The sequence below is a fragment of the Algoriphagus antarcticus genome, from assembly GCF_002150685.1.
Taxonomy (GTDB): Bacteria; Bacteroidota; Bacteroidia; order Cytophagales; family Cyclobacteriaceae; genus Algoriphagus; species Algoriphagus antarcticus.
On the sequence record NZ_MSSW01000011.1, the window covers coordinates 77,629 to 104,121 of the forward strand.

Genomic DNA, 26,493 nt, shown 5'->3' on the forward strand with positions numbered 1-26,493 from the left:
ATTTCCTATTTAATGTTGATCCGTTTCTTTCAAATGCAATTTCAACAGCGCGTAAACACCAATAGCTGCAATGGCCAGGACGGAGATTTCCATGAAAGTGTCAGATCCTCTAAAATCTACCAGGATCACATTCACCACATTTTTCCCTTTGGCAAGGACGTACGCATTCTCTGCATAATATTTACTTATTGTTTTATCTACCGGAGATGCTAACACTTCTAAAATCAATACGGTAATAATAGATCCAAAAGCTAGCGAGATAATCCCATCCTTAATCCTAGTGCGATAATCTGAAAGCTTTAAATATCGAGGCAAACGATATAATACCAGCACAAAGAGTATGACTGTGAGCGTATCTATAGAAAACTGCGTCATCGCAAGATCCGGAGCACTGTAAAACACAAAAAGTAAACATATTGACAATCCCATCACTCCCATGGAAGCCACTGCCGTGAGCCTTGATTTGGTAAATACAACGAAAAAGATCGATGAGAACATCATTGCCACCACGGCCATTTCGTACAGAGTTATTTCATTCAAAGTAGAAAGGTCTAGGTCAAACTTGGCTGTTTGGTACAAAGAATATCCAGCTAAACCAATCAAAAACACTACAATAGTAGAAACGTAATTTCGGAGATACCCATTTTGAAAAATGCGTGTCCAAAGCGAAGAGACTTTATTGAAATAAGCCCAGCCTACTGTTGTAAGAGCTTTAGGAGAAAGAAATTCAAATCTCTCCGCACTTTCCACCAGCTTTTGTGAAGGTTTTAAGATAAAATACAAAACCGTTCCTATAGCTATCGTTGCTATACTCAGCCAAAGCACCGTATTGAATCCATGCCATAGCTTCAAGTGTTCGTTTCCGAGGCTTTCCCCCATGGCAGTTACTACTGGAAAGACAATAGGCTCAACCAATGCCGGGAAAATCCCAAAGCCAATCCCTGTCACTGCAAGGATCATTGGAGGAAGCCATAAAAGCATTCCAGGCTTTTTTGTATTTGCAAATTGCTCGGGAAGTTTGCCCACAAAAGGGCTGATTCCAGCCACAAATCCCGCATACAACAATAAGATCTTGGTGATTAAAATAAGTGCAATCCACAACACAGGCATACTAATAAGAGCAAGTGTTGACTCATAAGTAAGTTCTTTTCCCAAAAATCCTACGGTTGGAGGAATTCCCGCACTAGAAATAGCCGCCAGAAACCCTGCAATGGCTACGGGCAGCATTACCTTTCTCAGTCCCCGAAGTACAGTCACGTCCCGAGTTTGGGTTTGAAGATCAATAATTCCCGTTACCAGGAATAAAGTCGCTTTATAAAGTGCATGAACCACAATAAAAAGCGCCGCTGCTAGCAAAGCCTTTTCAGTTCCTTGTCCTATTAGAAAAACTAATATTCCTAAAGCTGAAATGGTGGAATAAGCCAATATTCCCTTCAGATCCTTTCTGAAAAGAGCATGAATGGCTGCGTAAACCATCGTAATCGCACCTACGATGAGAAGAGTAGAATTCCAAAATTCGGTATTGCCAAGAATCGGTGTAAACCTCATCAATAAATAGATCCCAGCTTTTACCATCGTTGCAGAATGCAAATAGGTAGACACCGGAGTCGGAGCTAACATAGAGCCGGGCAACCAGAAATGAAATGGAAATTGAGCAGATTTGGTAAATGCCGCACCAAACATAAAAATGACAATAGGAATATAATATGGGCTGTCGGCTATTACTTGGTTGGAATTCAGCAACTCCGAAATAGTATATGTACCTCCTACAGAACCCAAAATCAACGCCCCTGCCAGAAGGGACATTCCGCCTAGTCCAGTTACTGCCAAAGCTGTAATGGCCGATTTTCTGGAAGCCTCACTCTTGTTATTAAACCCAATAAGGAAAAAGGAACTAATACTGGTAAGCTCCCAGAAAACGAACAGGGAGATCATATTATCTGAAAGAACAAGGCCCAGCATAGACGCCATGAACATACTTAGGTAGCCATAAAATCTGTCCAGATACTCATGGCCTTTGAGATAGGTCGAGGTATAGACAAAGACAAGAAAACCAATGCCCGTGATCATTAATGAAAACAAGAGCGACAAACCATCCAAGGTGAACCCAAGATTCACTCCAAAAGAAGGAACCCATTTGAAACTTTGTCGTATTACCCCACCACCGGAAACTTCGTTGATGAACCCTGAAAAATAAACAAATAGGGATAAAGGAATTATTGCTGAGAGGATCGCAGGTTTTCCCCGAAAAAATTTTCCGGCTACAACCAGAAGTAATGAAAAAACAAATCCTAATAATACTGCTATAAGCATGTGGCGACTTCAAATTCTCTTATAGGTAAATATAACAGTTATTATTGAAGTCCATTAGGCGAAAAACCGTCGTATTGGGAGAAGGTTGAGTTTAAAAAAAATCAAAAACCTACATGAAAATGGAGTTTATAAATTCCTTTTTGTATATCCGTTTTGGTAGTTAATTCCATTGTAACCACGGATCCTTTCAAGATTCACTGCCGGCTTGTATGGTTGAAATTGTATCTAGCCCTACTCTACACCCACCTAAGGAACCTAAAATTAATCTCAAAAACCTCCCCTACTCTGCCTTATGAAATTTGATCTCACGATCTTGTTCCCAAACATACAATACCGACTTATCTGGTAAAATGATCGACTTTAGGTAGCTTCCTTTTCCGATTGGATTGTCATACTTGTCTTCCAATGATACAGATTTCACGACATCTCCATTTTGCATAGTAATCAAAATAGTATCGGAAGTTCCTGAAATACTCGAATTTCTGCCTTCGCCGATCTTAACCTCAGCAGCTCCCGGCTTGCTGTAATACACGACTCCTTCTCTTCTCCAAGTGGTGTGAATTCCCTTGGCATCATCAATCACGATCCCGCCGCCATCCATGGGACAGCCTTCCAATTTCCAGGTTCCCAGCCCTAGCTTTTGAGCAGTTTCGAAGGATTTCCCACTGTCAGATGAATTGGTTAGGTATAAATCCCTCGAACCTTCCAGCCAGTTTCTAAACATGATCGCAACTTCAGTTCCATTCACCGCGATACTTGGCTTGCAGCATTCACAGACATGCTCGTCGGGAGACTGATAGGCCAACTGGTTTTTGGACCATTTTGATCCGCCTTTGGAAAGTGAAGAGAAAAAGATCTGGTTTCTTTTGCCTATTCTGGTATCAAGCCAAACTGCATAGAAATTGTCTTTTTTGTCGGCAGCGATGCTCATCAATCCTTCCGGAGCCGATCCGCTTTGGTCATTTACGATCCCTTGGGCTTTCCAGCCAGCTGATTCCTTGCTCAGTTCAAACCAATGGATGTTTCCTTTCTTGTCCATCGCAGTAATGACTGAATGCGTATCAGAACTTGCAATTTGCGGCCCTCTCGACATTCCCAGATGCATTCCCGGAACTTCTGCTACCAAGACAGTATTCGAAAATGTAAGTCCCCTGTCTTTGGAAGTAGCGCAAAATACCTTGTCCTCTTGCCCGAAAACCACCCGGATAACCCCTTTGGTGTCCAAACTGGCTTGTGGCTGCTCTCCTTGCGATATCGTGCTGACTTTGGTCTGAGTCCAAGCTGATATAGTCGAGGCTATAATCAGGAATCCAATTAGTAATTTTCTCATATTGATTTGCTTTGAAATCAAGGTAACTAAAGGCCGGAAGTATGACTATAAGAATTTGACAAAAGGGGTGTTGATTGATCTGGTGACTGGGTGAAAATATACTTAATTACTGCTCAAAAATATGCTCAGGTAAGATTCTAAAACTAGCCCAGCTATAGAAATGGAATTGTCTCATAGCCCATTGTTTCAACATAGGATTTAGGCGTCCTGTAGGGATGCTAGTTTGGTAACCTTGGGATTGCAAAGCCCTCGATCAAGGTTTCAACCATGGTTTAGGCACTACTAAGTAAATTGTCGAATATCTTTAAGACACTAAAGTCACCCGCACCAACAGGTTCGACCATAAATTAAAATCTTATCCATTTATCTTTTGACAATTCATAAAACAAAACCACCTATTTATCCCGTATGCATCATTAACTGTAAGCTTATGCGAAAAACGATACTCCTCCTTCTTTTTTTAATCAGTGCAACAAGTCTTCAGGCGCAATTCTTCATCGCGGGTGGGCATCTCAACGGTGGGTTCCCAGTCTCCAAGTTGAAAAGTGAGGTAGATAAAACAATTTTCCCGACCATTTCAGGAATACTATTATATGAATTTTATGCCCAACCCATTCAAGTGGGACTGGAAGTTGGCTATGGAGTCTATGGCACCAAAGTAGAGAAGCGAAACGATCTTTATCCTGGGTTTTCGGATGAGTATAGGATCAGAAGAAACAACAACTATACTTCCGGAATGGCAGTATTCCGATACTTACCTTCTCTGACCAGCAAGCTTACACCTTTCATTGAGATCCAAGCAGGGGCAAATTATCTTTATTCAGGATTTAAAATACGTCCATCTATTTTTGAAGATCCCGTGGAAGCGGGCAAAGACATGGAGGACTGGGCATTTGGCTATAAGATCGGCGGAGGTATTCAACTGCCGATTCCTGGAATAGAAGGTGGAAAGCTGGAGTTGAGAGTGAATTATCAAGATGGGGGAACGATGCGGTTTTTGACCAAAAGGGATACCAACTATTTACCGGATAAAGGCGATGGAGAATTTGATTACAAACCTCGCCAAAGTCCACTTCAGCAAATCACTGCTTCTGTGGGGATTGTTATTTATGATGCGTTTCGGTAGAAATTTTGTGGGTACCTCTATTAATCTCCTCTCAAAAAATCAGCTAATTATCCCACAACTTCACTAACCTACTCAGATCGGATCAACAGATACCAAATAATACTTAAACGTATCCTCATCAGGATCTTTGGAAGATTGAATCAAGATTTTTCCTTCTACAGTTAGATGAAACGAGTCCAAGTCAGGCTCAATCCCGGTAAGATCAAACTCTCCAACTTTTTCAAATGTATTATCAAATAATTCCAAAAATTTTTTACGAGATTCTTCTTGAGAATCAAACACCATTCGATACAGCAAGCTATCATTTAATCTAAACACAGATCCATAATAGACATCTTTGTTCCACTTGGTACTAATATCCATAAATTCAGTTATATCCTTAAAATCACTTTTTTTTCCCGGGAAATTTTTCTGCGTCTTGAAAAGCTTAGATTCATATGAACGGTCTACTTGCTTCAGATCCTTTAATCCAATCTTACTTATTTTATTCATAAACGGATAGGATACAATGAGCGTAGAATCAGAGAGAGTTAAATAAGGGGAAAAAGCATTTGATACTACAGAACCTTTGCGTAAATCATAAGAAATTCTATGTTTTGCCATTTGATCCAAATCAAATGAAAAAGGAATTTCTTCAAAGGATTCAAAATCATAATTCCACAGAGAAAACTTTTGCGTTTCATGATCTTCAATAATTACTGAAAGGAATTCTCCTGCAAATGGAGCTACCTGAAATACTCCATTTTTCCCTGCCCCCTTAATCGCCTTTAATGCTCCACTACCATCATCCAATACTTTGGTGATCTTTAAATGTACAGTCTCTCCATCTTTGAGATAGTATATGTCATCCAGTGTGAAAAATATAATTCTTTGATTAGTGTAAGTGAAATTAGAAACACCAGGAATACTACCTGGCCCCTCTTTTGGGATTTCCAACCCTGACACTATTCTATTTTTCTCCGGGCCAAAAAAAACAGTATCCAATCTCCTGTAGAAAGTATTAAAAACCAGAAAAGACTTATTTTTCTTATCCAGTGGAGAAATAGAAAAAGGCACTTGCGAGGACATGCCCACTTCACCAAAGTCCAAACTCAGTTCTTCGCTGAAGGAGATTTGGGTAATCGTGCACTGAAGAGGATTGCTTCTCAGTGCAGCCCCATAAAAGCCCAAAAACTCCTAAAACCAATAATCTTTTCATGTGTTCCTTACTCTGCAAACCAAAAATATACGTAGTACAAACTAAAGATTTTCATAAAGTTCTCAACTGTCGAGGTTGTTAATATTCCTTAAGTGAGAGTAAAAATATTGCCTTTACTCCTCCACCAACCTGATCTTATAAAACAGATTATAATCCCGCTCCACTTCTCCGTCAGCAGCTTTGACGATAAGTGTGCCATCTGGAAGTCCGAAATATATGTCTCCAATAATTGGAAGCTCATTTACGATACCGATCTGAACCCCGTTTTTCACTACAATATATTTCCGCTTTCTATAAGTCTTCGAAGCCTCTCCATAAGCTGGATCTTGCCAATAGTTCTCTCCCTTAGCCCTAAATCCATTAAAAATATCCTCGGGCATAGCAGTATAAAATTGGACTAGCTGATACTCACCAAAGATTTTGATATCATTAAATCCAGGATATACGATAGGGTTAGTCCCTTCCTTTGCCTCAAACCCATCTCGGTCAGGGTGCGTTAATTCCACTGATTTTTCATAGACCAGCTGATTCCCTTTTAGCTCATAGATCCCCAGTTGATTTCCGCTAGTCGGCAAAGAAGCTACCGTTTTGGACGTTGGGTCAAAAGCCAAAAAAGGATAACTCGTTCCCACCCAAGTTTGGTTTTTCTTTGGTGCCCAATCGTTGGGATATGTATTGACAAATTGGATTGAGTCCTTACCTAAGTCATAGATAAAACCCATATTGGCTTTGTTGTAGAATTCCGCCCCAATTTCATCATAGTCTATAGTCGCTTTGGAAAAAGAGTTGAATTCCTCACCAAATAAGAAATGATCTCCACCATTCTCATATACTGAAAAAGTCTGCCTGTTGTTTGAAATAAAAATTGCCATCATTTCTTGCATCGTACCCTGAAATTTCTTCGTTTTCTGAAAATTCAAATCGAACAGATTAAAATCCATTGTCGCAGAGAACTCTTTAAAAATATAGCCTTCTTCTCCATAAAATCGACCTTCTCCCACCATCTGAATCTGATTTGGCCCCTCTCCTGCTATGTCCTTTTTGAGCAGTATTTCGCCTTTCCCGTTGACGACAAACACTTCTCCTTTGCGAAGCTTTTTCATCAGATACTGATCCTTTGAAGGTAAGTAATCTAAGACCGCAAGATTTTCCAGCACATCCACCATAATAGAATCCACGACCTCAAACTGTAATTCCTGAAAAGGGTCAATAGCACTAGAAGTGGCTTCATTTTCGGATTGGGAGCAGGAGAAAAGTGTAATTGCAAAAAGTGTGGTGAGGATAACAAAAGTAGATTTATTCATAGCGTAGTAGTTAGGTTCTATGTTAGTCGGGAAATGTTGGGAATTATAGGACAAGAGATCTAAGATAAATAAAATAATTCCTGCAAATCTAAAAATTATTTTTAGATTTGCAGGGATGATTCATAGAGCAATAGAGAAACCATTCTTGAAATCTGTCTCACAATTTGCTGTGACTGGAATAGTTGGACCTAGGCAGGCTGGCAAAACTACGTTAGTAAAACAGTCTTTAAAAGATCTAAATGCACTATATCTTGATCTCGAAAAGAATTCAGACATCAACAAACTGAATGATCCTGAATTATTCTTCTCCCAAAACCAAGAAAAAACAATTGTGTTGGATGAGATCCAACATCAACCTGCCATTTTTCCTTTGCTGAGAGCTGTAATCGATGAAAACAGAAAACCGGGAAGATTTATAATACTTGGCTCTGCTTCACCTACCTTACTTCGTCAAAGTTCTGAAAGTTTGGCCGGGCGGATCAACTACCTGGAAATGACTCCGCTTTCTATTTTGGAAACTACTGATAAAATAACACCCCAAGATCTCTGGATTTATGGAGGGTTTCCTGAGCCTGCATTGTCAAAGGATTCGGACTTTGTCCAAGATTGGTACCGCAGTTTCACCACGAGTTACATTCAGCGAGATTTACCACAATATGGATTACCAGCAGATCCTAGGGTAACAAGGCAGTTTTTGATGATGATTGCCTCAGCACATGGAGGGGTGCTCAGCTATGCAACTTTTGCCAAGTCATTAGGGTTGACCGCGCCCACGATCAAAACTTATCTTAGTTTTCTTCTAGATGCATTTCTATTGAGAGAGTTACCCGCTTGGTCAGTCAACACAAAAAAGCGGCTCGTCAAATCTCCTAAACTGTATTTTCGTGATACGGGAATGCTACACTATTTGCTTGGGATCAAGAACATGGAAAGCATCTTTGGTAATATCGTTTTAGGCAGTTCGTGGGAAGCTTTTGTCATCAACCAAACTGCAGCGGTATTAAAATCTGATGACGAAATGTACTTCTATCGTACGCAAGACGGTTCCGAAATTGACCTCCTAATTCGACGCAATAACCGATGGCTGGCAGCAGCAGAAATTAAGTTCAGCGTAAATCCCACACTCACCAAAGGGACTTATTTAGCGATGGAAGATCTGGGAATCGAACTACTACATGTCGTTATCCCTAGAGAAGAGAATTACCCAATGGCAAAAAACATTCAGGTAGTAGGGCTTGCTCATTTCATTCAAGCGATTTCTGGCTAACCACCTTTGCCCCTCTCATTTATCTGCCGATAGCGAGAGATTTAACACTCTGCTCAAAACCTTCGAGGTTCAAAAAAAACCTCAATGGTTATCAAACTCCGTTGCGCCGTAGCGCCGTGGCGAGCAAAAGACTACTCTGGTATTCTCGCATAGATAATTACTGGATTAGAATCTTCTGTCAGATTAGATAAAGAAGCTTTAGCTTCATCACTAAGATTTAGATTTTCACTATTACTCACCAAATAAGGTGAATAGGCAATAAATACAAGTTGATTTCCTTCGATCCCAATTGGTGTACTAAAATATCCTTGCTCGTCTTCATCAATCTCTATCTTGAACTCTTTGTTGGTTGACTTATTCCAGATATATAATTCCTTTTTCCGATCTCTCTCTTTTTGCGTAGCGACAATTGCAATAAAGTACTTCTCCGTATCGAATAAATGAGATAAATCCGAAAACCCTTGCTTGCTGATCATCTCAAACCCCGCAAAGGCATCCATCTCCCAGTATTTTTCAGGAACAGTAGTCGCTCCAAAATTAAATCTGTACAATTCCCTCAAAGAATCTCCCTTGCTCAATTCATACACGCTTGTCTTAAAAGACTCCCTAAAAAGCACTGCTTCATTTCCCTCAAAAAATGATTGCTCACCAATAGGAAGCATTTTATCATTGAAATCATTCGGTAGCAATTTCTTCTTCACCTTACCATCCCCATCGGTAACAAACAATCTATGATCGCCAGCCACCATATTATAACTGCTGTAAAACCACATTTCATCGCTTGGCATGATGTAAAAAGTAGTGGCATTCAGATCAATGGGTATAGAACCAACTAGTTCTCCAGACTTTTTGAACGTGTGCACCTGAAGGGAATTGCCCATTCCTGTATTCACTTTCAAATCATCCCCGACTAGCCTAAACTCGGAAATCCCTGTTATTTGCCCTGGGCTTCACCGATCTCAGCCACTTCCCCCAAGAGCTTTCCTTCATTGGAAAAATGGTGAATTCCTGTTGGGCGCTCGTAATTCATTACAAAAAATCCTTCTTCGTCGTACATCACTTTGAGGTATTCGCCTAAAAGCGCTGAAGAATCAGACTCCAAAGGAATAGCTTTTTCGATCAGCAAATCAGCCGAAACCTTCTCCAAAGCTCCAAAATCAATCAATCTCACCGCTTCAGGCTCCTTCTCACTACAGCCGATTACGGCCAAAAATGCAAATGCTAGGAATTTTTTCATGAGATAGAATTTAGAGTCAAAACTTTGATAAATCGGTAATAAGTAAAATGCTAAAATTTTTGCTCCCTTGCGCCTTGGCGGGAGATTTTAAAATATATCAATTCAAAACCCTCGAGGAGATTCCTCCTCCTACTTCGTTGGAATGACACCTCAAAGGTTATCCAACTCCGCTGCGTCGCCACGCCGCCGCCAGAAAAACCATTTACGCCGCGCCTTCTTTACAGAAACAGAGTCGTCGCGCCATTGCGCCTCCACGAGCCCCTTCTTCTTCCACAGCAACACCGGCAGCACCCAAAACACCCCAATCATACTGAATATCAATCCACCAATGGTACCTATCGCCAGTGAAAACCAGAAAACCTCGTTTTGCCCTTCCATAATAAATGGAATCAACCCAAAACAAGTGGACATAATCGTCAGCAAAATCGGAATTGCTTTTCCGGCTACAGACTTCAATACATTTCGATTATAAAGTCCTTTATCTCGATTATTCAAATCATTGACGATGAATATCCCAGCGTTCACCGCCAATCCTCCCAGCATCACGAAGGCAGCATAACCGCCCTGATCAAAGTAAAAATCGAAGAGCGAAAAGATCAGAAACAAACCGATGAAACTAATTGGGATGATCACAATGATATAAATCGGTTGCTTTAGGTTCTCAAATAAAACTGCGCAAATCATAAAAATTCCAATAATCAGCAACCCTAACAACGAATACTGACGCTTCTGTTGATCATAGTTCCAGTTATACGATTCCTTCTTGGCTTCATATCCGATAGGCATAATCTGCTTCATCTCCGCCAGCACTTCTTCGAGATATTCATTACCAAACTTCCCAGAACCCATGTACTCAAAAGCTACAATTCTTATGTACTGTCTATCTTCTTTGTGAAGTGAATTGGTAGTACTTTCCTTAGTCAAGGTGCCATAATCAGAGATTTTAAAAATCTTATTCTCTCCACCTATCAGTCCCTTCTGTTCCATATCAAACTTGCTGAAATCACCGGATTTTCGTTCGCGGATTACCAATCCATAGTTTTTGTTCTCCAAAGTCAATAAAGTTGATGCGCCTCTTGGCTTGGACATATCTTGCAAAGCTGTAATCACCTCGTATTGATTGGTTTGTCCTAGCGCGATTTTATTCTGATCCAGACGAAGTACATATTCTTCTGTTTTCTGCTCACCATATCCTGCCCGCTCATTGGTTTTCACTTCCTGGATTCGCTTATGTGCCAAAAGCTTTTCTGCCAACACATTTGCCTGTCGCTCCAACTCATCGAAGTTATATCCTTTCATTTTCACCCGATAACTTGGAATCTGATCGCTGGATCCTCCGGTGTAAAAACCTTGTCCTACTCCATAGACGTTCCACTGTGCGCCACTCCAATCTGTTGACTTTACAGATAGTTTTCCTTTCAGTTGATAGGGCAAAGCCCCTTTTTCGTAAGCTTCCTTGAAAGTGATCTCAATCCGAGCGCTTTGCCCAGAACTCACCGTAGTCACAAACTGATCTATCCCCTCCACATCCTGCAGGTATGACTCAAATTCACGCATGATAAAGTCCATTTGCTCCAGCGTGTTCCCAAACGGCAATCGGCAGGTAACATAAAGTCTTGTCTTGGTAGCCTCGCGATAGCCACTTTTTTCGTACACACCACGTACGAACATCCGCATGGAACCTCCCAGCGCTTTGTCCACATACGGTCGTACCTCCTCTTGATAGAATGCATTTCCCACCGTCTTGTTATACCATTCGTGCTCATCCCATTTGGCAGGAAGAAAAAATATGGGCAGTCCGAAAAGTAAGATCAGAAGAGTAATAAATGTCTTTCGGTATTTCGCTGTCCATCCTATTCCTCTTTCATAGCTGCGCAAAGCTTTGACACGCTTTCTCAACTTCGGAATGGTCAATTTTCGACCTTGCCTTACTGACTCTTTGAACATCACCTGATAAAAAGCAGGAGTAAATACCAAAGCTATCAACAATGAAATTCCTAACATCACAGAAACCACGATAGAGAATTCAGTCAGGTTTTTTCTTTCATCTTCTGGTAGAAAAAACACAATCATCAGCGCCGCAATGGTCGTGAGCGATGCTGCTAAAAGCGCTAAGAAAACCCGACGGTTTTTGTGCTTGTGCAGGTGATCGATCATAATGATCGCATTGTCTACGATCAAGCCGAAACTAATCGTCAACCCAGCCAAAGAATACATGTGAATATCTACTTTGAGAAAATATAGTACAATGGCACAAAGGCTGAGATTTGCCAAAATCCCCAAAAATAATATGCTCAGGTATTTAATATTTCTATTGATCAGAAAAATAAATACCACCAAAATCAGGATCGAAAGTCCAGATCTCTTGTAGATCTTATTCAGTTCCTTTTCTAAGAATTCGGTGTCGTCATTTTCTAAGCGAACTTCAAAACCAGCGGGAAGCTGTTCCCGTGCATTTTGGATGGCAAGTTTTAGGTTTTGCGCCAGCAAGACCTTATTCACTCCGTCACGGTTATATACCGATAGTGTCACTGAGTTATTGCCGTTGATTCGGAAGTATCTATTTGCTTCGGCTTCTTCCAACGTCAAGCTTGCCACATCGCGGAGTCGGACTTCCATTCCATCCATTTCGCTCACCACCAAGATTTCTAGTTGATCCTTATCCTTCAGAGAGCGATCCACTTGGACGAAGAGCGTTTGGCCTTGGCTATTCATCACCGCGCCTGGATAAGTTAACCCAAAGGCTCTCCTGATACTTGTCTCCAGCTGACTTCTAGTGATACCAAAAGCCTGCATCTTTTGGATGTCGTAGGTAACGAAAAGTTGTAAATCATTTGCGCCTCGGACATCGACTTCCTCTACTTCATCAAAGCGGGTGAGTGCTGGTTTCAGGATATCCTCGGCTATTTTTTTTATTTCAAAAGATGCAAAAGGACCATTCACACTGTAAGTTAAAATCGCACTTTTTTGGTCTGATCTTGCCTGAGAAGTTTGAGTGACAGTGGGATAACCTACCCGCTGATCCATTTGTGGATAAATCTGTCGAATCATGGAAGAAATCTCAAACTTCTTCATCTCCATATCTGCCTTCTTATCGAAAGTCAGGTTGATCTCTCCTCCATCGTAACTGGAGGTAGAGGTAATCTCTTTCAATTCAGAGAGTCGGGAAAATGCACCTTCCAAGGGAGAGGTTGCGAGTTTTTCCACAATTTCCGGAGAAGCATTGTTAATACTATAACCTATGGACAAAACCGACGAGCGTTCCTTGGGATTCAAATCCACAGAAAGCAAGGGGATCACTGCCAATCCTAGAATTGAAACGACTACAAAGACTATCAGAATTCTGAATGGAGTCATATTAGGCGGCTTTCAAAGATTTCTTAGAAACAGTAAACCAATATGCCAATGGCACAAAATACAAAGCAGTGAGTGTACCGATAGTCAAGCCCCCGATCACCGCATAAACCAATGGTCGCTGCAAATCAGCTCCCAATCCACTGCTAAATACAATAGGAATCAAAGCTAAAATCGTCGTGATCGACGTCATCAGAATAGGCTTGAGACGAATCTGTCCAGCTTTATGAAGCGCCATTTCCAGTGCTTCCGCAGCCGAAATCGTATCTGACTCTACATAAGTTACACGCAGGCGGTTGATCGTATCGATCTTCAAAATCGCGTCATTCACCATGATCCCCAGCATCACAACCAGGCCGATGGCAGACATCACATTCAGCGAAGCTCCACAAATCCAGAGCACCAAAAATGCTCCTCCGATTCCCAAAGGAAGGGTGAATACGACTATCAGAGGCTGGATAAAACTCTCAAACTGCGCAGCCAAAATGAAGTATAGCAGCAATACTGAAATCAATAAGATTCCGATCAATTGACGAATATTTTCCCTGTCTCTAAAATACTGACCGACGACAGTCACGCCTAGATTCTTATCCTGCCCCCAGCGATTGTATGCACTCGCATTCTCATCAGGATTCTCGGCAGTCACATTCAGCGATTGATAAATCCCGCCCTTATCTGCCGTCACATATTTGTAATGATCCTCGTATTGATACTCTACGAATTCACCGAGAATGTAAGAAGTCGTATCAGAAGCAACAACCCTGGTATTGCGCAGTATGTCTTCAAATCTCGCATTCGGCTCTTTCAAACGAATCGGAGTGATCTCTCCAAACCGTCTGATATCTGTGATGGTGAAGCTGCCAAAAAGCTTGGCAATCTGATTTTGTACCGCATCCACAGGAATCTGATAGGTAGCCATTTTATCTGCTCGCAGCGTAAAGACTACCGATGCTTCTTTCTGCAATCCCGGGCCACGCTCCCATTCCTGAGTTGGAAATTGGCTGAGCCAAGGATCCATCTTAGTCTCTGGCACAGGCTTTTTTGCCCCCAGATCTTTCCACCTCACTTCGTAAAATGGCATGTTAGAATTGAATAACTGATCAAAAGCATTGGGTGCATCGCCCAGCGTAAATGATGCTTCTGGATAATTCTTCTTCAGGTTAGCTTCCAATTCTTTAATAGAGGATTCTTTTTCTTCTACCGTAGGAAAAAGGAAATAAAGCAAGGCCTGCTGTATAGAGTTCTCACCATCGAAAAGCAAGAATTGTTTTACCCCAACATCCGCTTCAGCCTGAGAATAACTTCCTTCCAGACTTTTCAAAAGTGTAACCACACGATCTCGATTTTCAGCAACAGAAATCGGCTCACTCCAGTCCACATCAAGCGTAGCATCCAGCTTTTCGATTTCTGGCAAACCGGTCGTATCTAGCAAAAGACTAACGGCCAATCCAAGCGGGATAAGAAGTAAAAATACTGCTATAGCCGTTTTTCTGCTTCCGGTGACTTTGCGATAGCCAAACTCATACAAATCTAAAACCTTGCTGAAAAACGCTCCTTCTCCGTCATCGTAAGCTTTTTTGCTCCGGGAGAACATCAGGAAATAAAGCATGGGCAGCAGAATAAAAGCCACTGCAAGAGAAACCGACAGAATAGCTGTCACTGCCACTGCCTGATCAAAGAACAGCGCACCGGAAATCCCGCTCAAAAATACCAGCGGTACAAATACCGCAAGCGTAGTAAGTACGGAACTGACAAGCGCTCCCATGACTTCATTCACACCTTCCACGCAGGCTTCGAAAATCGGCAGGCCACTCTCCCGCTTTCGGGTGATATTATCCAAAACAATGATCGCATTATCAATCAGCATCCCGATTCCGAGCGCCAAACCCGAAAGGGAAATGATGTTTATTGAAATATCAAAAAAGTAGAAAATTAAGAAACTGATCAGCAAGGAAGACGGCAAACTGATCCCTATGATGAGCGGAAGCCTGTAGTCTTTCATAAAGAGAAAAAGCACCGCAAACGCGAAAACACCTCCAAAAAGCAAGGATGTTTCCAAATTAGAAATCGCTGCATTCAAGAGACTTGACTGATCTTGAGTAAGCTCAAATTCCACCTGCGGATAATCCTCCTTGAACAGTTCAAGACCTTTTTTCAATTCAGGAATTAGCTCATTCATTTTGGCGGAAGCCTGCTTGTGAACAGTAATGACCAAACTTTCCTCCGTTCCGAAAAGATGATAACCCAGCGTCTCCTGCGTTTCATAGCCTACCTCGGCCAGTTTCCCCAGTGGAATAATCACTCCCGAAGAGGCCGCCACTGGTAAGCTCTCGATATCTTTGGGAGTATCCACTCTAGTCGCCAGGCGAAGGTAATAGCGGAATTGACCGTCTTTCACAGAGATCCCTGGAAGCTCAGAATTACCGGATTGAATTGCCGAAATCACGTTTTGCTGCGTCATTCCCAGCGCCGACAAAGCCTCCTCGTTTGGCTTCACCGTGATAATCCGCTCCTTTTTTCCGTTGATATCTACCAGTGAAACTCCAGGCAACTGCTCTATTCTTTTCTTCAAGACATTTTCTGCAAGCAAACTCACTTCTACTTCATCCGCTCCTTCTTTTGGCACCACCTGCACCCGCGCAACTGGTATATCAGAAGTGTTGATTCGGATGACTTCAGGGCGTCCCAGATCTTCAGGTAACCCATTTGTCAATCGGTCTATTTTCTCATTGACATCAATATAGGCCAACTCCATTTTGGTACTGTAATCAAACGTCAATCTGATCGTCCCTACTTCTGATCCTGCTTTAGAATCCATTTCTTCCAAGCCATTCAAAGTGATCAAACCTTCTCGGATTGGGTTCAAAACATTTTGCTCGATAGCTTCAGGAGAAGCATTCGGATAGCTGACTTTCACCACTATCTGTGGCACATCGATCGGTGGCAAAAGCGAAATAGGCAGCGTGCGCAAGACGATGAAGGCAAAAACCATCAGCGCCATAAAAGTCATAAAAACTGCAATCGGCCGGGCCAGTAAAAATCTAACCATGGCTTATTCTTTTACGATTTGAACCGGAGCTTGGTGTGCAAGTTGTAGGTTATTGGAAGTGATTACAGTACTGTTTTCCTCGACACCATCGAGAATCTCCACTTCCTCTCCATTGTCTTTGCCTACTTCTACATAGTTCCATTTGGACTCTTTGTTTTCTATGGTAAATACCACTGCTCTACCAGATCTGTAAACTAACGCGTCCTTTGGAACTACCAAAGAATTATTTTGAGGAGCGCGGATAACTGCCCGTGCATTCATGCCTGGAAGGAGATTTTTGTTGGCTGCCAGTGTAATAGAAACCTGGACGAGTCCACTTTCATCTACTTTGGGATTGATCCCAGTGACTCTACCATTCAGAGCAGTTTGGGTATTAGAAATAGGATAGACTTCTGCTTTTTGATTGATGGAAATAAGGCTAATATCAGATTCCAGCACTTTTACCTTTAGGATAAATTCGCTTGTTCCCAGAATTTGACAAAGCTCTGTATTGGCCGCGACTAAACTTCCTGCTTTGTATTTGAGGTCTGCCACTTGTCCTGAAATTGGCGCTTTCACCACACTTCGGTCAAACGCCATTTGGGCTTCTCTAAGCTCTACTTCTGAAAGAAAGACCCCGTTCTTAGCTTTAAGCTGTTCATCCACGATGGCTTTTTCCTCAGTACGATCGGAAGCAAAAAGATCAGGGAAGCCAAACTTGGCAGATTCGTACTGCGCATTTGCATTTCGAAGGGAAATCTTAGCTTTTTCGAGCCTGAACTCCGACTCTGTCGGATCCAGCTTGGCAATGATGTCACCTTTCTTGACGAACTGTCCTTCCCGGACATTCACTTCGAGGAGATACCCAGCTTGCTCTATCACAGCCAAGACTTCGGAGCCAGCTTCAAGTTTGCCGGTAGCATTAATTAGATAATCGAAGCTTTTGCGCTCAGCTGTGGCGATATTCACCTCTGTGGCGGCGACTTCGTTTCTAAAGGATTCTGTAGGGGCTTCTTCGACCTTTTCCTTATCTTCCTGACATGCGGAAAACAGGACTATTAAAAAACCGAAAAGTATAAGAGTAGAGTTTTTCATTGAAATTGTAGTTTCAGCCTTTAAGAAACTAACTAATTATTCAATGTCAAAATACTTATTGCATAAAGGGTGTTAATGATTCTAAAAAAAAGGAATAGAAGTATCAATTTCTAATGAAGGAGGAATAACAGCATCTTCCACAGGCCTAAGTCTCATCGTAGCTGGCGGATCATCTCCAAAGTATTCTATGAGTCGATCTATTTCTTCAGGATTTTCCACGTCTATCCTTACTTTAGTAACACCATCATCAATAAGCCCCAATTGTGTTCCTGCAGCTCGGGACACATCGATGATCCGCCTAGAGTTCTTGGGGAGTCTATCGTTGACCCTAACCCAAACAAATTCTCCAGTATCCACACGAGTCACCTTTATCCTAGTACCGAAAGGCAAAGTTTTGTGTGCAGCAGTTAGGCTGTCCATGTGAAAAATCTCGCCATTGGAGGTTCTTTTTAGGTGAAACCTTCGACCATAGAAACTGGCGGTACCTTCTTGGATAAGCAAGGCGTCGGGAGCCAACTCAGGCTGAGAGTACTCTGGGATGAGTGACACAACTAAAATAAGAAGCCAATTCCACATACGGTATCCTGAATTATCGCGTGCCATTTCAATAAAGATGCCAATTAATGTCTATTGCATCAAATCACTTGCAGCAACTCCTCGTGAGGAGTAACTTAGTTTTATTCCTAGTCCGTTTTGAGAATACTTAAGATAATAAACTCAACTTAGGTTCTTTCAAACACTACCAAAACTCCTCTTCGGTCTTCCAGCCTTTCAAAAAAGGAAAAATCACTTGGTGTAATTAGGTATCAAAATAGAGAATAATATACATTTTCAGACAAACACATGATCAAAATCCTCCACACGGCAGATTGGCATTTGGGCAAGAGACTTCAGGAATTCTCCAGACTGGAAGAGCAAAAATTGGTTTTGGAAGAAATCAGAAGCATCGCCGATCGGGAAAATGTTGATTTGGTAGTACTTGCTGGTGATATTTTTGACACCTTCAACCCCAGTCACGAGGCAGTAGAATTACTTTACAAGTCACTTCGCAGACTGACTAATGGTGGAAAGCGGCCAATTATCGCCATCTCAGGAAATCATGACAGCATACAGTTCGTAGAAGCTCCCGATCCACTGGCCAGAGAAATGGGTATCTTTTTCTATGGGAAATATGATACCGTCATCCCAACTGGTAAACTTGACAATGGCATAGAAATCACACAATCCGCAGAAGGTTTTGTGGAAATGAAACTCCCTCAATTCGATTTTCCAGTTCGCTTTATTTTAGCTCCCTATGCAAATGAGGTGTCAATGAAAACCTACCTCGGTGAAGGAGATCGTGAAGAGGAATTCCGCAATCTGATGGGAGCAAATTGGAAGAAAATAGCTGATCAGTATTGTGATGACCAAGGCGTAAATCTCTTTGCAGGACATTTTTTCTTTATGAAAGAAGGAGAAAAACAAGAGCCTGAACCTGAATCCGAGCGACCAATTCTCCATGTAGGCGGTACTCAAGCACTATACACTAGAAACATCCCTTCACAAATCCAATATGCAGCCTTGGGTCATTTGCATCGCTATCATGCTGTCGGACACGAGCACTGCCCTGTTATCTATTCCAGTTCGCCACTCGCCTATTCATTTAGCGAAGCTGAACAACAAAAACAGGTGGTAATTATTGAAGTTGAGCCTGGACAACCCGTGAATTTCAGTCCAATTGGATTAACTGAGGGAAGACCGCTTTATCGCAAAACCTTCGATAACCTACCAGATACCTTAGCTTGGCTCGAAGAAAATCCCTATTGCTTTGTGGAATTGACATATGTCACGGAAAGCTCAATTGAGGCAGCAACCAGAAAAGCAATCATGAAAGCCAATGACGGAATCGTCAACTTGATTCCCCAAATCAAAAATCCTTTGGGTCGCGAAAATCAAAGTTTGCAGGTGGAAGACCTAGGCAAAGACATGGAGAGTCTCTTCAAGCTTTTCTACGAAAGTGACAAAGGCCAGGAGCCTAATGAGGAATTACTCACGATTTTCAAAGAAGTAATCAGCCAAAACGAAGAAGTATGATTCCTATTAAACTCGATATTCAGGGATTGTATTCCTACAAAGAGAAGCAGACGATAGAATTTGATAAGTTGACAGCAGCGGGACTGTTTGGGATTTTTGGAGCAGTGGGAAGCGGGAAATCTTCCATTTTGGAAGCTATACTTTTAGCGCTTTATGGCAGTACTGAACGACTTTCTGATCGAGGGGAAAAGAATAGTATGGTCAATCTTCAGAGCGATTTGCTACTTCTGAATTTCGAATTCAGCTCAGGAAGAAATAATGCAAAAACCTATTTGGCTCGCTATTCCGCAAAAAGAAATCCTAAAAACTTTGATGACATCAGACCAGCCGAACATACTTTTTACGAAAAAATAGATGGGAACTGGGAGCCGATTTCTGCAAGAGCTGAGGAGATCGTCGGTATGAAAAAGGAGCATTTCAAGCAGACTATAATTATTCCTCAGGGAAAATTCCGTGAATTCATCGATCAAAAGCCGCTCGATCAAGCTAAGATGATGAAGGAGCTTTTTGGACTGGAGCGTTTTGACCTTTCATTCAAAACTGGCATTCTTCTAAAAGCGGTAAAGGAGCAGAAAATCCGACTGGAAACTCAGTTGCAGGGACTGGAAGGATTTTCAGAAGAAGTTCTGACAGAAAAGCAAAGTAAATTTTCTGAGCTAAAAACACAGTCTACGGAAGCATCATTCAAGCTAAAAATTGCAGAAACAGAAATTCGACTTCAAGAAAACCTAAGAATTAAAAGCCAGCAATTACTCAAGTTCAAAGTAGAACTGGAAAATCTTGGATTGCAGCGCCCTGAAATAGAGAAGCAACGTCTGCTTCATTCAGAATTCATAACAGCGAAAACCTATCTCCGGCCAGTTTGGGAACAAATTCGTGATACCAAAGCTGATTTTGAAAAGTATAGAGTAAGTGTGATAGATTGTGAGCGTTTCAAAATTGAATTTGCCAAAGAAGTTGCTGAGCTGGAAGAGCAAGAAGCAGATCTGAAAGCAAAAAATAAGGAAAGACCGCAGCGGGAGGGAAAGATACGCGACTTGAAGAAAGTCATAGAAATTCAAAAACTGGAAACTCAACGTGAAACAGCCAATTCTAGCTTCGCCAATTTGCAACCGATTATAGAAAGCAAAAAGCAATCTCAAAAGGCATTGGAAACAAAAATCAATGAGCTAGAAGGCGAAGCTGAAAATATTAGTACCACAGATAGCTCAGTTTTAGCACATCTGATGAGTTCTGCTAAAGACTGGAGACAACTCGAAAATCAACTGAATAAATTTCAATTAGAATCAAATGAAATAAATGAGGAAGTAAAAACTATTCAAACCAAAATAGACCAACTAAAAAGTATAATTCCTCACTCAGAGGAAACTTTCGAAACTTGGATCACATCTCAGAAGACGTCTATTCAAGAATTAGAGTCACAACGCGATCTCTTGATGCAAAAGCAGGGACTTGCAACACATGTTCATCTTCTTCATCAGGGAGAACCTTGTCCACTCTGCGGAGCAATGGAGCATCCAAATCCTTTGGAGAGCGATGGAGAAAGTACACTAGAACAGAAGTTTAATGAAATCTTAGAAGCTAAGCTCCTACTGGAAAAGATACAGACATCCCGATCCAATTTAAATGAATTGACTTTCCAGCTAGATAATCATAAGAAAAATATTGCTTCCATAAACACTGAAATACAAGAAACTAAACAGAGTCTTACTTCAATAAAAACCAATCTTGCTCAGAGTGGAATAGATTCACATGAAGGTCTTTTGGCGAAAATTCATGCGATAGAGCACAGCAGTCAATCTCGCGAAACCCTTTTGCAAAAAGTGAAAGTACTACGTAAAAACTGGGATGCTGACAGGATTCTAATAGATCAATCTGAAAAAGAGTTGCAGCAGGCTCAGTTGAAACTGCAAACAGTCCTCTCCCATATCTCCTCTAAGAAAGAAGAAATCAGAGATATGGCGTTTTGTAAGCAATTCTTTACCAAAGAATCAGAGCAAATCCAATTGGCTATAGACAAAGTAGAAAAAGACATAGAAGAAGCAATCCAATCGCTAGAAGGGAAGCAAAAGCACTTGCGTGAAAAACGAAGTGTATCGGACAAGAATTTGGCCGACTTGGTCAATTTCACCCAGCTTCGTGATCAAAGCTCGACCAAGCTAGAAAAGCTAAATTCTGATTTTGAATCGCTGAAGGTTCAGCATGATTTTACCGATGAGGCGAAGCTAATCCGCATATTCCAGCATTCGATTGACGCGGAGAAAGTTGCTCGCGAAATTTCCCAATTCGATCAAAAATTAGCCATTGCAGAAATTAGAATTCAGGAATTGGAGGCTGAAGATGGCGTAGTTGATTTCTCGGAGCAGGCTTTTCAGGAGCTTTCTGCCCTATTTGAAAACTTGAAAATCAATGCTGAGTTGTTCCAAAATCAGGCACTTTTACTCAATAAGGAGATTCAGGAAACAAATAGTAAACTAGCTGAAAAGAAAGTTTTGCAGACTGATTATGCAAAACTGGAAATCAGAGAAAGCTATCTCAGAGAATTGGACAATATGTTCCGAGGTAGCGGGTTTGTGAAGTTTGTGAGTTCTATTTACCTCAAAGAACTTTGCAATACTGCAAATGTACGTTTTATGAAACTTTGCAAAAACCAACTCAGTCTGGATATCGACGATAACAATACGTTTTGGGTGATTGACTACTTAAATGGAGGTAAAAAACGTTTGCTAAAAACACTCTCGGGTGGACAAACTTTCCAAGCATCGCTTTGTCTGGCTTTGGCTTTGGCAGAAAAAGTAAAAGCACTAAATCAGGCAGATCAAAGTTTTTTCTTTATGGATGAAGGCTTTGGAGCTTTGGATAAGAATGCGCTTCGAGTGGTTTTTGAAACACTCAAATCACTCCGCCATGAAAACCGAATCGTAGGAATCATCAGCCATGTGGAAGATCTGCAGCATGAAATCGGAGTCTTTGCCAATGTGGAGTTAGATCCAGAGCGAGGCTCACAGGTGAGTTATTCTTTCTGATCAAATCTTTTACTCAATGCATTGAGTAAATTTACTCAGTATGTTGAGTAAAATAGTAAAAAGCATCATTATAAATTGAATATCAGTGTTTTACGAGATAATTATTAGCAAAAAAAGACAGTCATTCGACTGTCTTTTTAACTATATAGATCTAGCACATCCACCTGCAAGAATTCCTCCCACGGAATTCCATCTGTACCGATGACTAACGATTTCTCTGGATGATAGGTATTCTTGAAAGCATTCATGCCTGTCAATCCACCGACCTTTGAAGTCTTAACCTCCAGAGCGATCACACGCTTTTTATACTCAACCACGAAGTCTACTTCGTCATTTCCCTCCCGCCAATAATAGATGTGCAACTTTCGCTCTTTGAACGCCTGATTCATCAAGTGAGCACCTACGGCAGATTCCACCCAGCGACCCCATGCCCTATGGTCAGCTTGAAGAGTATCCATGGTTTCATTAGAAATACCAGACATAATCGCAGTATTGTGCACCATGAATTTTGGGCTGGAAGAGCGTTTCCGAACTAAATTGGGACTGTACTTTTTCAATCCACTCAGCAAACCAGCCTCACTCAAAAGTTCGAGGTAATTGGCAAGTGTAGTGGTATTTCCAGCATCAGCAAGCTGCCCCATGATCTTAGTGAAGCTAAGAACCTGTCCAGAATATGCCGAGCCAAGCTCGAAAAGACGCTTCATAAGTGCGGGTTTGTCCACCCTAGTCAACATGAGAATATCCTTAGAGATACTCGTCTCCAAAAGTGCATCCCGCACATAATTCTTCCAACGATCTTCATCTTCTTTTAGGAGAATGGCTCCAGGGTAGCCACCGAACCAGATAAACTCTTCTGGTGAAAGTCCGAAAGCTTCTTTCATTTCCGTGTAAGACCAATGTCCCAAATAAGTAGATTCGAATCTGCCAGCCAATGACTCGGTAAGCCCTTGCTGCAGCATTAATCTAGAAGAGCCAAGCAACACCACACGGATATCACGCTCCTCCGCAGTATCCTTATCCCATTCGGCTTTGACCTGCTCGCTCCAATTGTCAATTTTCTGTACTTCATCGATCACCAAAATATAAGGAACATCAGGAGATGCACTTTGCTTCACTCGAGCATTTTCCCATTGCTGTGCTATCCATACCTTATCTGTCGCCGGGACTGCATCGGCTGCTACCAGCGTATGCTGCCAATTAATATCTTTCATAATCTGACGCACGAGGGTAGTTTTACCAACTTGTCGAGGGCCATAGATCACTTGGATGAACATTCTAGGCTCATCGTGAAGACGTTTTTGTATCTGAATTTTCTCTGAACGCTGATAGCTCATGCTTTCTACTCTTTATCCTGAGTAAAATTACTCAATACGTTGAGTAATTTCAAAATATGACTCACATTTGTTTTATTATCAGTTGATTACAAGATAATTTTTAGCATGGATTGTGATTAAAACCTCTTAAAATGATTGAAAATTTGATTTTTTTCTTTGAGATTAAATTAATCATTCGTCCAGCTTATGGAGAACTAGGAAGCAAGGCAATAATACTTCGCTCTTTCCGAGCTTTTGAACATAAATTGCTCCTTTTACAACCCAGCCCTATCGAGCTGGCATCGGGTATCTAAGGCTTTCAACCCTTTTCTCAAAATCGATAAGCTCCTCAATTGTGCTCTCTGCGAAAACCTGCGTGCCTAAGCGGTTAAAAAGTGAATTTCCAAAAAAATCCTCTGACAAACTGCCAGAGGATTTTTCGAATTAAGAAAACCTATTACAATATATTTCCATTTACCCAATCCATTTCCTCCTCACGGATGGTATGATTTGAGTCTTTGAAAATCAATAATTTAACTTTCGCCCCCATCCTGCTCAGTAGGGTTTCTGATTCTTTTATTCTTGAAAGTGGGACATGGAAGTCTTTTTCACTGCTTCCAATGAAGATCCTTGTTCCACTAAAATCTCCAGAATATTTCTCTTTCTGAATCTTCTCACCAATCAATCCACCAGTAAAGGCAATCACTCCTTTGAGCTTTTGGGCATTTTGCGCAGCAAACTCTAGGCTTAGACAAGCTCCTTGAGAAAAGCCAATAAGCACAACATTTTCAGGAGTAATACCAACTTCAACTATTTGGTCCCAAGCTTCTCTTATCGTCTCTAGCGAATCTTTCAAAGCCACTTTATTAGATTCATCTGGGGCCAAAAAACTATATGGATACCAGCTACCTCCATCTGATTCTGGAGCCAAAAGCGCATAATCATCCAGCTTCAGGTGTTTTGCTAGTGAGAGAATACTACCTGCATTTGCTCCTCTTCCGTGAATGAGAATCGCAGCTTTCTTAGCTTTTGACAATGAAATTCCTGCTGTTTTTATCTTAGTCATAGGATTCTACATTTAGCTTCACTGGAGTCAAACTCTCTTCTAGTTTTTCGCGATTAGGTTCAGCCCATTCTGGCAATTTGATCAACTCGCCCAAGTGAGCTTCGTCCTCATCAATCGCAAAGCCAGGCTCATCTGTGGCGACTTCGAAAAGAACTCCTCCAGGTTCACGGAAGTAGATGGACGTGAAATAATTTCTATCCTTTACCTCAGTTACTTGATAACCATTTTCCATCAAAATTCCCTGAACTTGAAGCTGTGTTGTGGCATTCTCAGTTCTGAAAGCTATGTGATGAACAGTTCCCGCACTTTGTACACCTCTTTTTCCTGAGTTATCTAATACGATGTCAACTATATCTCCGGGCTTTCCAGCGGTACCATATCGGAATCTACCATTTTCCTCTCCTATAAATCGATAATCCATATGCTCGGTAAGCAACTTTTCAGTCAAATCCTTTGACCGTAGATTCAAGGTAGCTCCATAGAAGCCTTTGATGGAGTGCTCAATTGGCACCTGCCCATAAGACCAACCAGTTCTATTATCCTGATCATTGGCAACCAACTCAATCCCCATGCTGTCATGATCTTCGAATCGAATCAACTTATCACCGAATCGCGTCAGCACATCAGAAATAGGTAATCCGTATTTTTTCAATCGCGCAATCCAATATTCCAATGCCCCAGATGGGATTGAAAAGGCTGTATAAGTAACTTCGCCAGCTCCCTTAGCTCCCTTACGGGCGCCAGTAAATGGAAAGGTGGTAAATACAGTTCCTGGTCGTCCCAACTCATCTCCAAAATAGAAATGATAGACACCAGGTGCATCGAAATTGATGGTCTTTTTCACCAGTCGCAATCCAAGGATTCCGGTGTAGAAATCAATATTTGCTTGTGGGTTGCCAGCTATCGCAGTGATATGATGGATTCCTGAGATTAATGGTTTCATGATTGTCTGGGGAAATGTTTATTGAAATATTTAAACCTTAACTCCTATATGACCGAGGTTGGTTTTAAAAAGAGCTACGTAGACTAATTTAGACCTTTGAGATTTAAAAAAAACTCAAAGATCTTTTTCTTATTAAGCTTGCTTTACAAGCTGAACGCTCAAAATCAAACGAACTTGATCACTAACGACTATGCTTCCAGCCTCGGTCACTGCAGACCAAGAAAGGCCGAATTCCTTCCTATTGATTTTTCCCTCAATTTCAAAACCAGCTTTGATTTGACCATATGGATCACCCGCTACACCACCGAAATCAACATCAAATTCAATATTTTTAGTAGTTTCTCTCAATGTCAAATCACCAACTAGTTTATAATCACCGCCATCATTCGTGATTTTTCCAGCGTAGGTCAATTTTGGATGATTTGCTGCATCGAAAAAATCAGCAGATTTCAAATGATTGTCTCTGTCCTTTTGATTCGTATCGATACTGTTGATGTCTGCAGTGAAAGATACAGTTGCACCTACGAAATCGTCTGAAGTGCTTTCTGCATTTCCTTCAAATTCTTTGAATTGCCCAGTCACCGTAGAGATCACAAGGTGTTTCACTTTGAATGAAACTTCAGAGTGTGTAGGGTCGATAATCCATTTTGTAGTACTCATAATTTTTGTTGTTTTAGTTAAATTTTTGTTTGTATTATGTGATGACACGGAATCTTGCCAGTAGAAAATTTATAGGATCAAAAATTCAAAGACACCTTGAATTCTGGTTTACTCCGGTCTTCGGTCATCCAACCCATTGACCAAAGAGAATTCGCTTACT

At 41.3% G+C, this 26,493-nt stretch carries 18 protein-coding genes; 4 read left to right on the top strand and 14 right to left on the bottom strand.

Annotated elements, in window-relative coordinates; genetic code table 11:
• Positions 1-9: 9 nt before the first annotated feature.
• Together BVH04_RS07065 and BVH04_RS07070 are read right to left on the bottom strand one after the other, a co-directional pair.
• A complete protein-coding gene (locus BVH04_RS07065; RefSeq protein ID WP_086540774.1) occupies positions 10-2,313 on the bottom strand; it encodes a putative monovalent cation/H+ antiporter subunit A in 2,304 nt (767 codons plus the stop codon).
• A 280-nt stretch (positions 2,314-2,593) separates the two neighbouring features.
• The gene (locus BVH04_RS07070) at positions 2,594-3,643 is read right to left on the bottom strand and encodes a hypothetical protein (protein WP_240510860.1); all 1,050 of its coding nucleotides are present in this window, start codon (positions 3,641-3,643) and stop codon (positions 2,594-2,596) included.
• A 430-nt stretch (positions 3,644-4,073) separates the two neighbouring features.
• On the opposite strand from BVH04_RS07070, the gene BVH04_RS07075 reads away from it, so the two are divergent.
• Positions 4,074-4,769, top strand: coding sequence for an outer membrane beta-barrel protein (locus BVH04_RS07075; RefSeq protein WP_086540775.1), 696 nt, complete (start codon positions 4,074-4,076; stop codon positions 4,767-4,769).
• A gap of 72 nt (positions 4,770-4,841) precedes the next feature.
• On the opposite strand, the gene BVH04_RS07080 is transcribed toward BVH04_RS07075, so the two are convergent.
• Positions 4,842-5,939 (bottom strand): hypothetical protein, encoded by a 1,098-nt coding sequence (locus BVH04_RS07080; protein ID WP_086540776.1) that lies wholly within the window; start codon positions 5,937-5,939, stop codon positions 4,842-4,844.
• A gap of 141 nt (positions 5,940-6,080) precedes the next feature.
• Complete coding sequence (locus tag BVH04_RS07085; RefSeq protein ID WP_086540777.1) at positions 6,081-7,271, bottom strand: hypothetical protein; 1,191 nt, start codon at positions 7,269-7,271, stop codon at positions 6,081-6,083.
• Positions 7,272-7,386: 115 nt separating this feature from the next.
• Here BVH04_RS07085 and BVH04_RS07090 point away from each other — a divergent pair, with 115 nt between their 5' ends.
• A complete protein-coding gene (locus BVH04_RS07090; RefSeq protein WP_086540778.1) occupies positions 7,387-8,538 on the top strand; it encodes an ATP-binding protein in 1,152 nt (383 codons plus the stop codon).
• Between the two features lie 131 nt (positions 8,539-8,669).
• On the opposite strand, the gene BVH04_RS07095 is transcribed toward BVH04_RS07090, so the two are convergent.
• From BVH04_RS07095 to BVH04_RS07120, 6 genes are all read right to left on the bottom strand, one after another.
• Positions 8,670-9,431, bottom strand: a complete 762-nt coding sequence (locus BVH04_RS07095) for a 6-bladed beta-propeller (RefSeq protein WP_240510863.1) — start codon at positions 9,429-9,431, stop codon at positions 8,670-8,672.
• Positions 9,432-9,472: 41 nt separating this feature from the next.
• Positions 9,473-9,775, bottom strand: coding sequence for a hypothetical protein (locus tag BVH04_RS07100; RefSeq protein WP_086540780.1), 303 nt, complete (start codon positions 9,773-9,775; stop codon positions 9,473-9,475).
• A 150-nt stretch (positions 9,776-9,925) separates the two neighbouring features.
• Entirely contained in the window at positions 9,926-13,132 is a 3,207-nt protein-coding gene (locus tag BVH04_RS07105) for an efflux RND transporter permease subunit (RefSeq protein ID WP_086540781.1), read from the bottom strand.
• Position 13,133: 1 nt separating this feature from the next.
• On the bottom strand, positions 13,134-16,178 hold the full coding sequence (locus tag BVH04_RS07110) for an efflux RND transporter permease subunit (RefSeq protein WP_086540782.1): 3,045 nt from the start codon (positions 16,176-16,178) through the stop codon (positions 13,134-13,136).
• Positions 16,179-16,181: 3 nt separating this feature from the next.
• Positions 16,182-17,252 carry an efflux RND transporter periplasmic adaptor subunit gene (locus BVH04_RS07115; protein ID WP_086540783.1) on the bottom strand — a complete coding sequence of 357 codons (1,071 nt, stop codon included), beginning with the start codon at positions 17,250-17,252 and terminating at the stop codon, positions 16,182-16,184.
• An 81-nt stretch (positions 17,253-17,333) separates the two neighbouring features.
• Positions 17,334-17,855 (bottom strand): septal ring lytic transglycosylase RlpA family protein, encoded by a 522-nt coding sequence (locus tag BVH04_RS07120; RefSeq protein WP_086540784.1) that lies wholly within the window; start codon positions 17,853-17,855, stop codon positions 17,334-17,336.
• Positions 17,856-18,095: 240 nt separating this feature from the next.
• Between BVH04_RS07120 and BVH04_RS07125 the strand changes: the two genes are divergently transcribed.
• Positions 18,096-19,325, top strand: a complete 1,230-nt coding sequence (locus BVH04_RS07125; protein ID WP_205635814.1) for a metallophosphoesterase family protein — start codon at positions 18,096-18,098, stop codon at positions 19,323-19,325.
• Positions 19,322-22,351: an SbcC/MukB-like Walker B domain-containing protein gene (locus BVH04_RS07130; RefSeq protein ID WP_086540785.1), complete on the top strand. Its 3,030-nt coding sequence runs from the start codon at positions 19,322-19,324 to the stop codon at positions 22,349-22,351. Before BVH04_RS07125 ends, BVH04_RS07130 begins: the two co-directional genes overlap by 4 nt.
• 137 nt (positions 22,352-22,488) lie before the next feature.
• Here BVH04_RS07130 and BVH04_RS07135 read toward each other — a convergent pair whose 3' ends face one another.
• From BVH04_RS07135 to BVH04_RS07150, 4 genes are all read right to left on the bottom strand, one after another.
• The gene (locus tag BVH04_RS07135; protein WP_086540786.1) at positions 22,489-23,685 is read right to left on the bottom strand and encodes an ATP-binding protein; all 1,197 of its coding nucleotides are present in this window, start codon (positions 23,683-23,685) and stop codon (positions 22,489-22,491) included.
• 436 nt (positions 23,686-24,121) lie between these two features.
• Positions 24,122-24,730: an alpha/beta hydrolase gene (locus tag BVH04_RS07140; protein ID WP_086540787.1), complete on the bottom strand. Its 609-nt coding sequence runs from the start codon at positions 24,728-24,730 to the stop codon at positions 24,122-24,124.
• A complete protein-coding gene (locus tag BVH04_RS07145; RefSeq protein ID WP_086540788.1) occupies positions 24,723-25,673 on the bottom strand; it encodes a ring-cleaving dioxygenase in 951 nt (316 codons plus the stop codon). Before BVH04_RS07145 ends, BVH04_RS07140 begins: the two co-directional genes overlap by 8 nt.
• A gap of 132 nt (positions 25,674-25,805) precedes the next feature.
• Positions 25,806-26,333, bottom strand: coding sequence for a YceI family protein (locus tag BVH04_RS07150; protein ID WP_086540789.1), 528 nt, complete (start codon positions 26,331-26,333; stop codon positions 25,806-25,808).
• Positions 26,334-26,493: the final 160 nt, after the last annotated feature.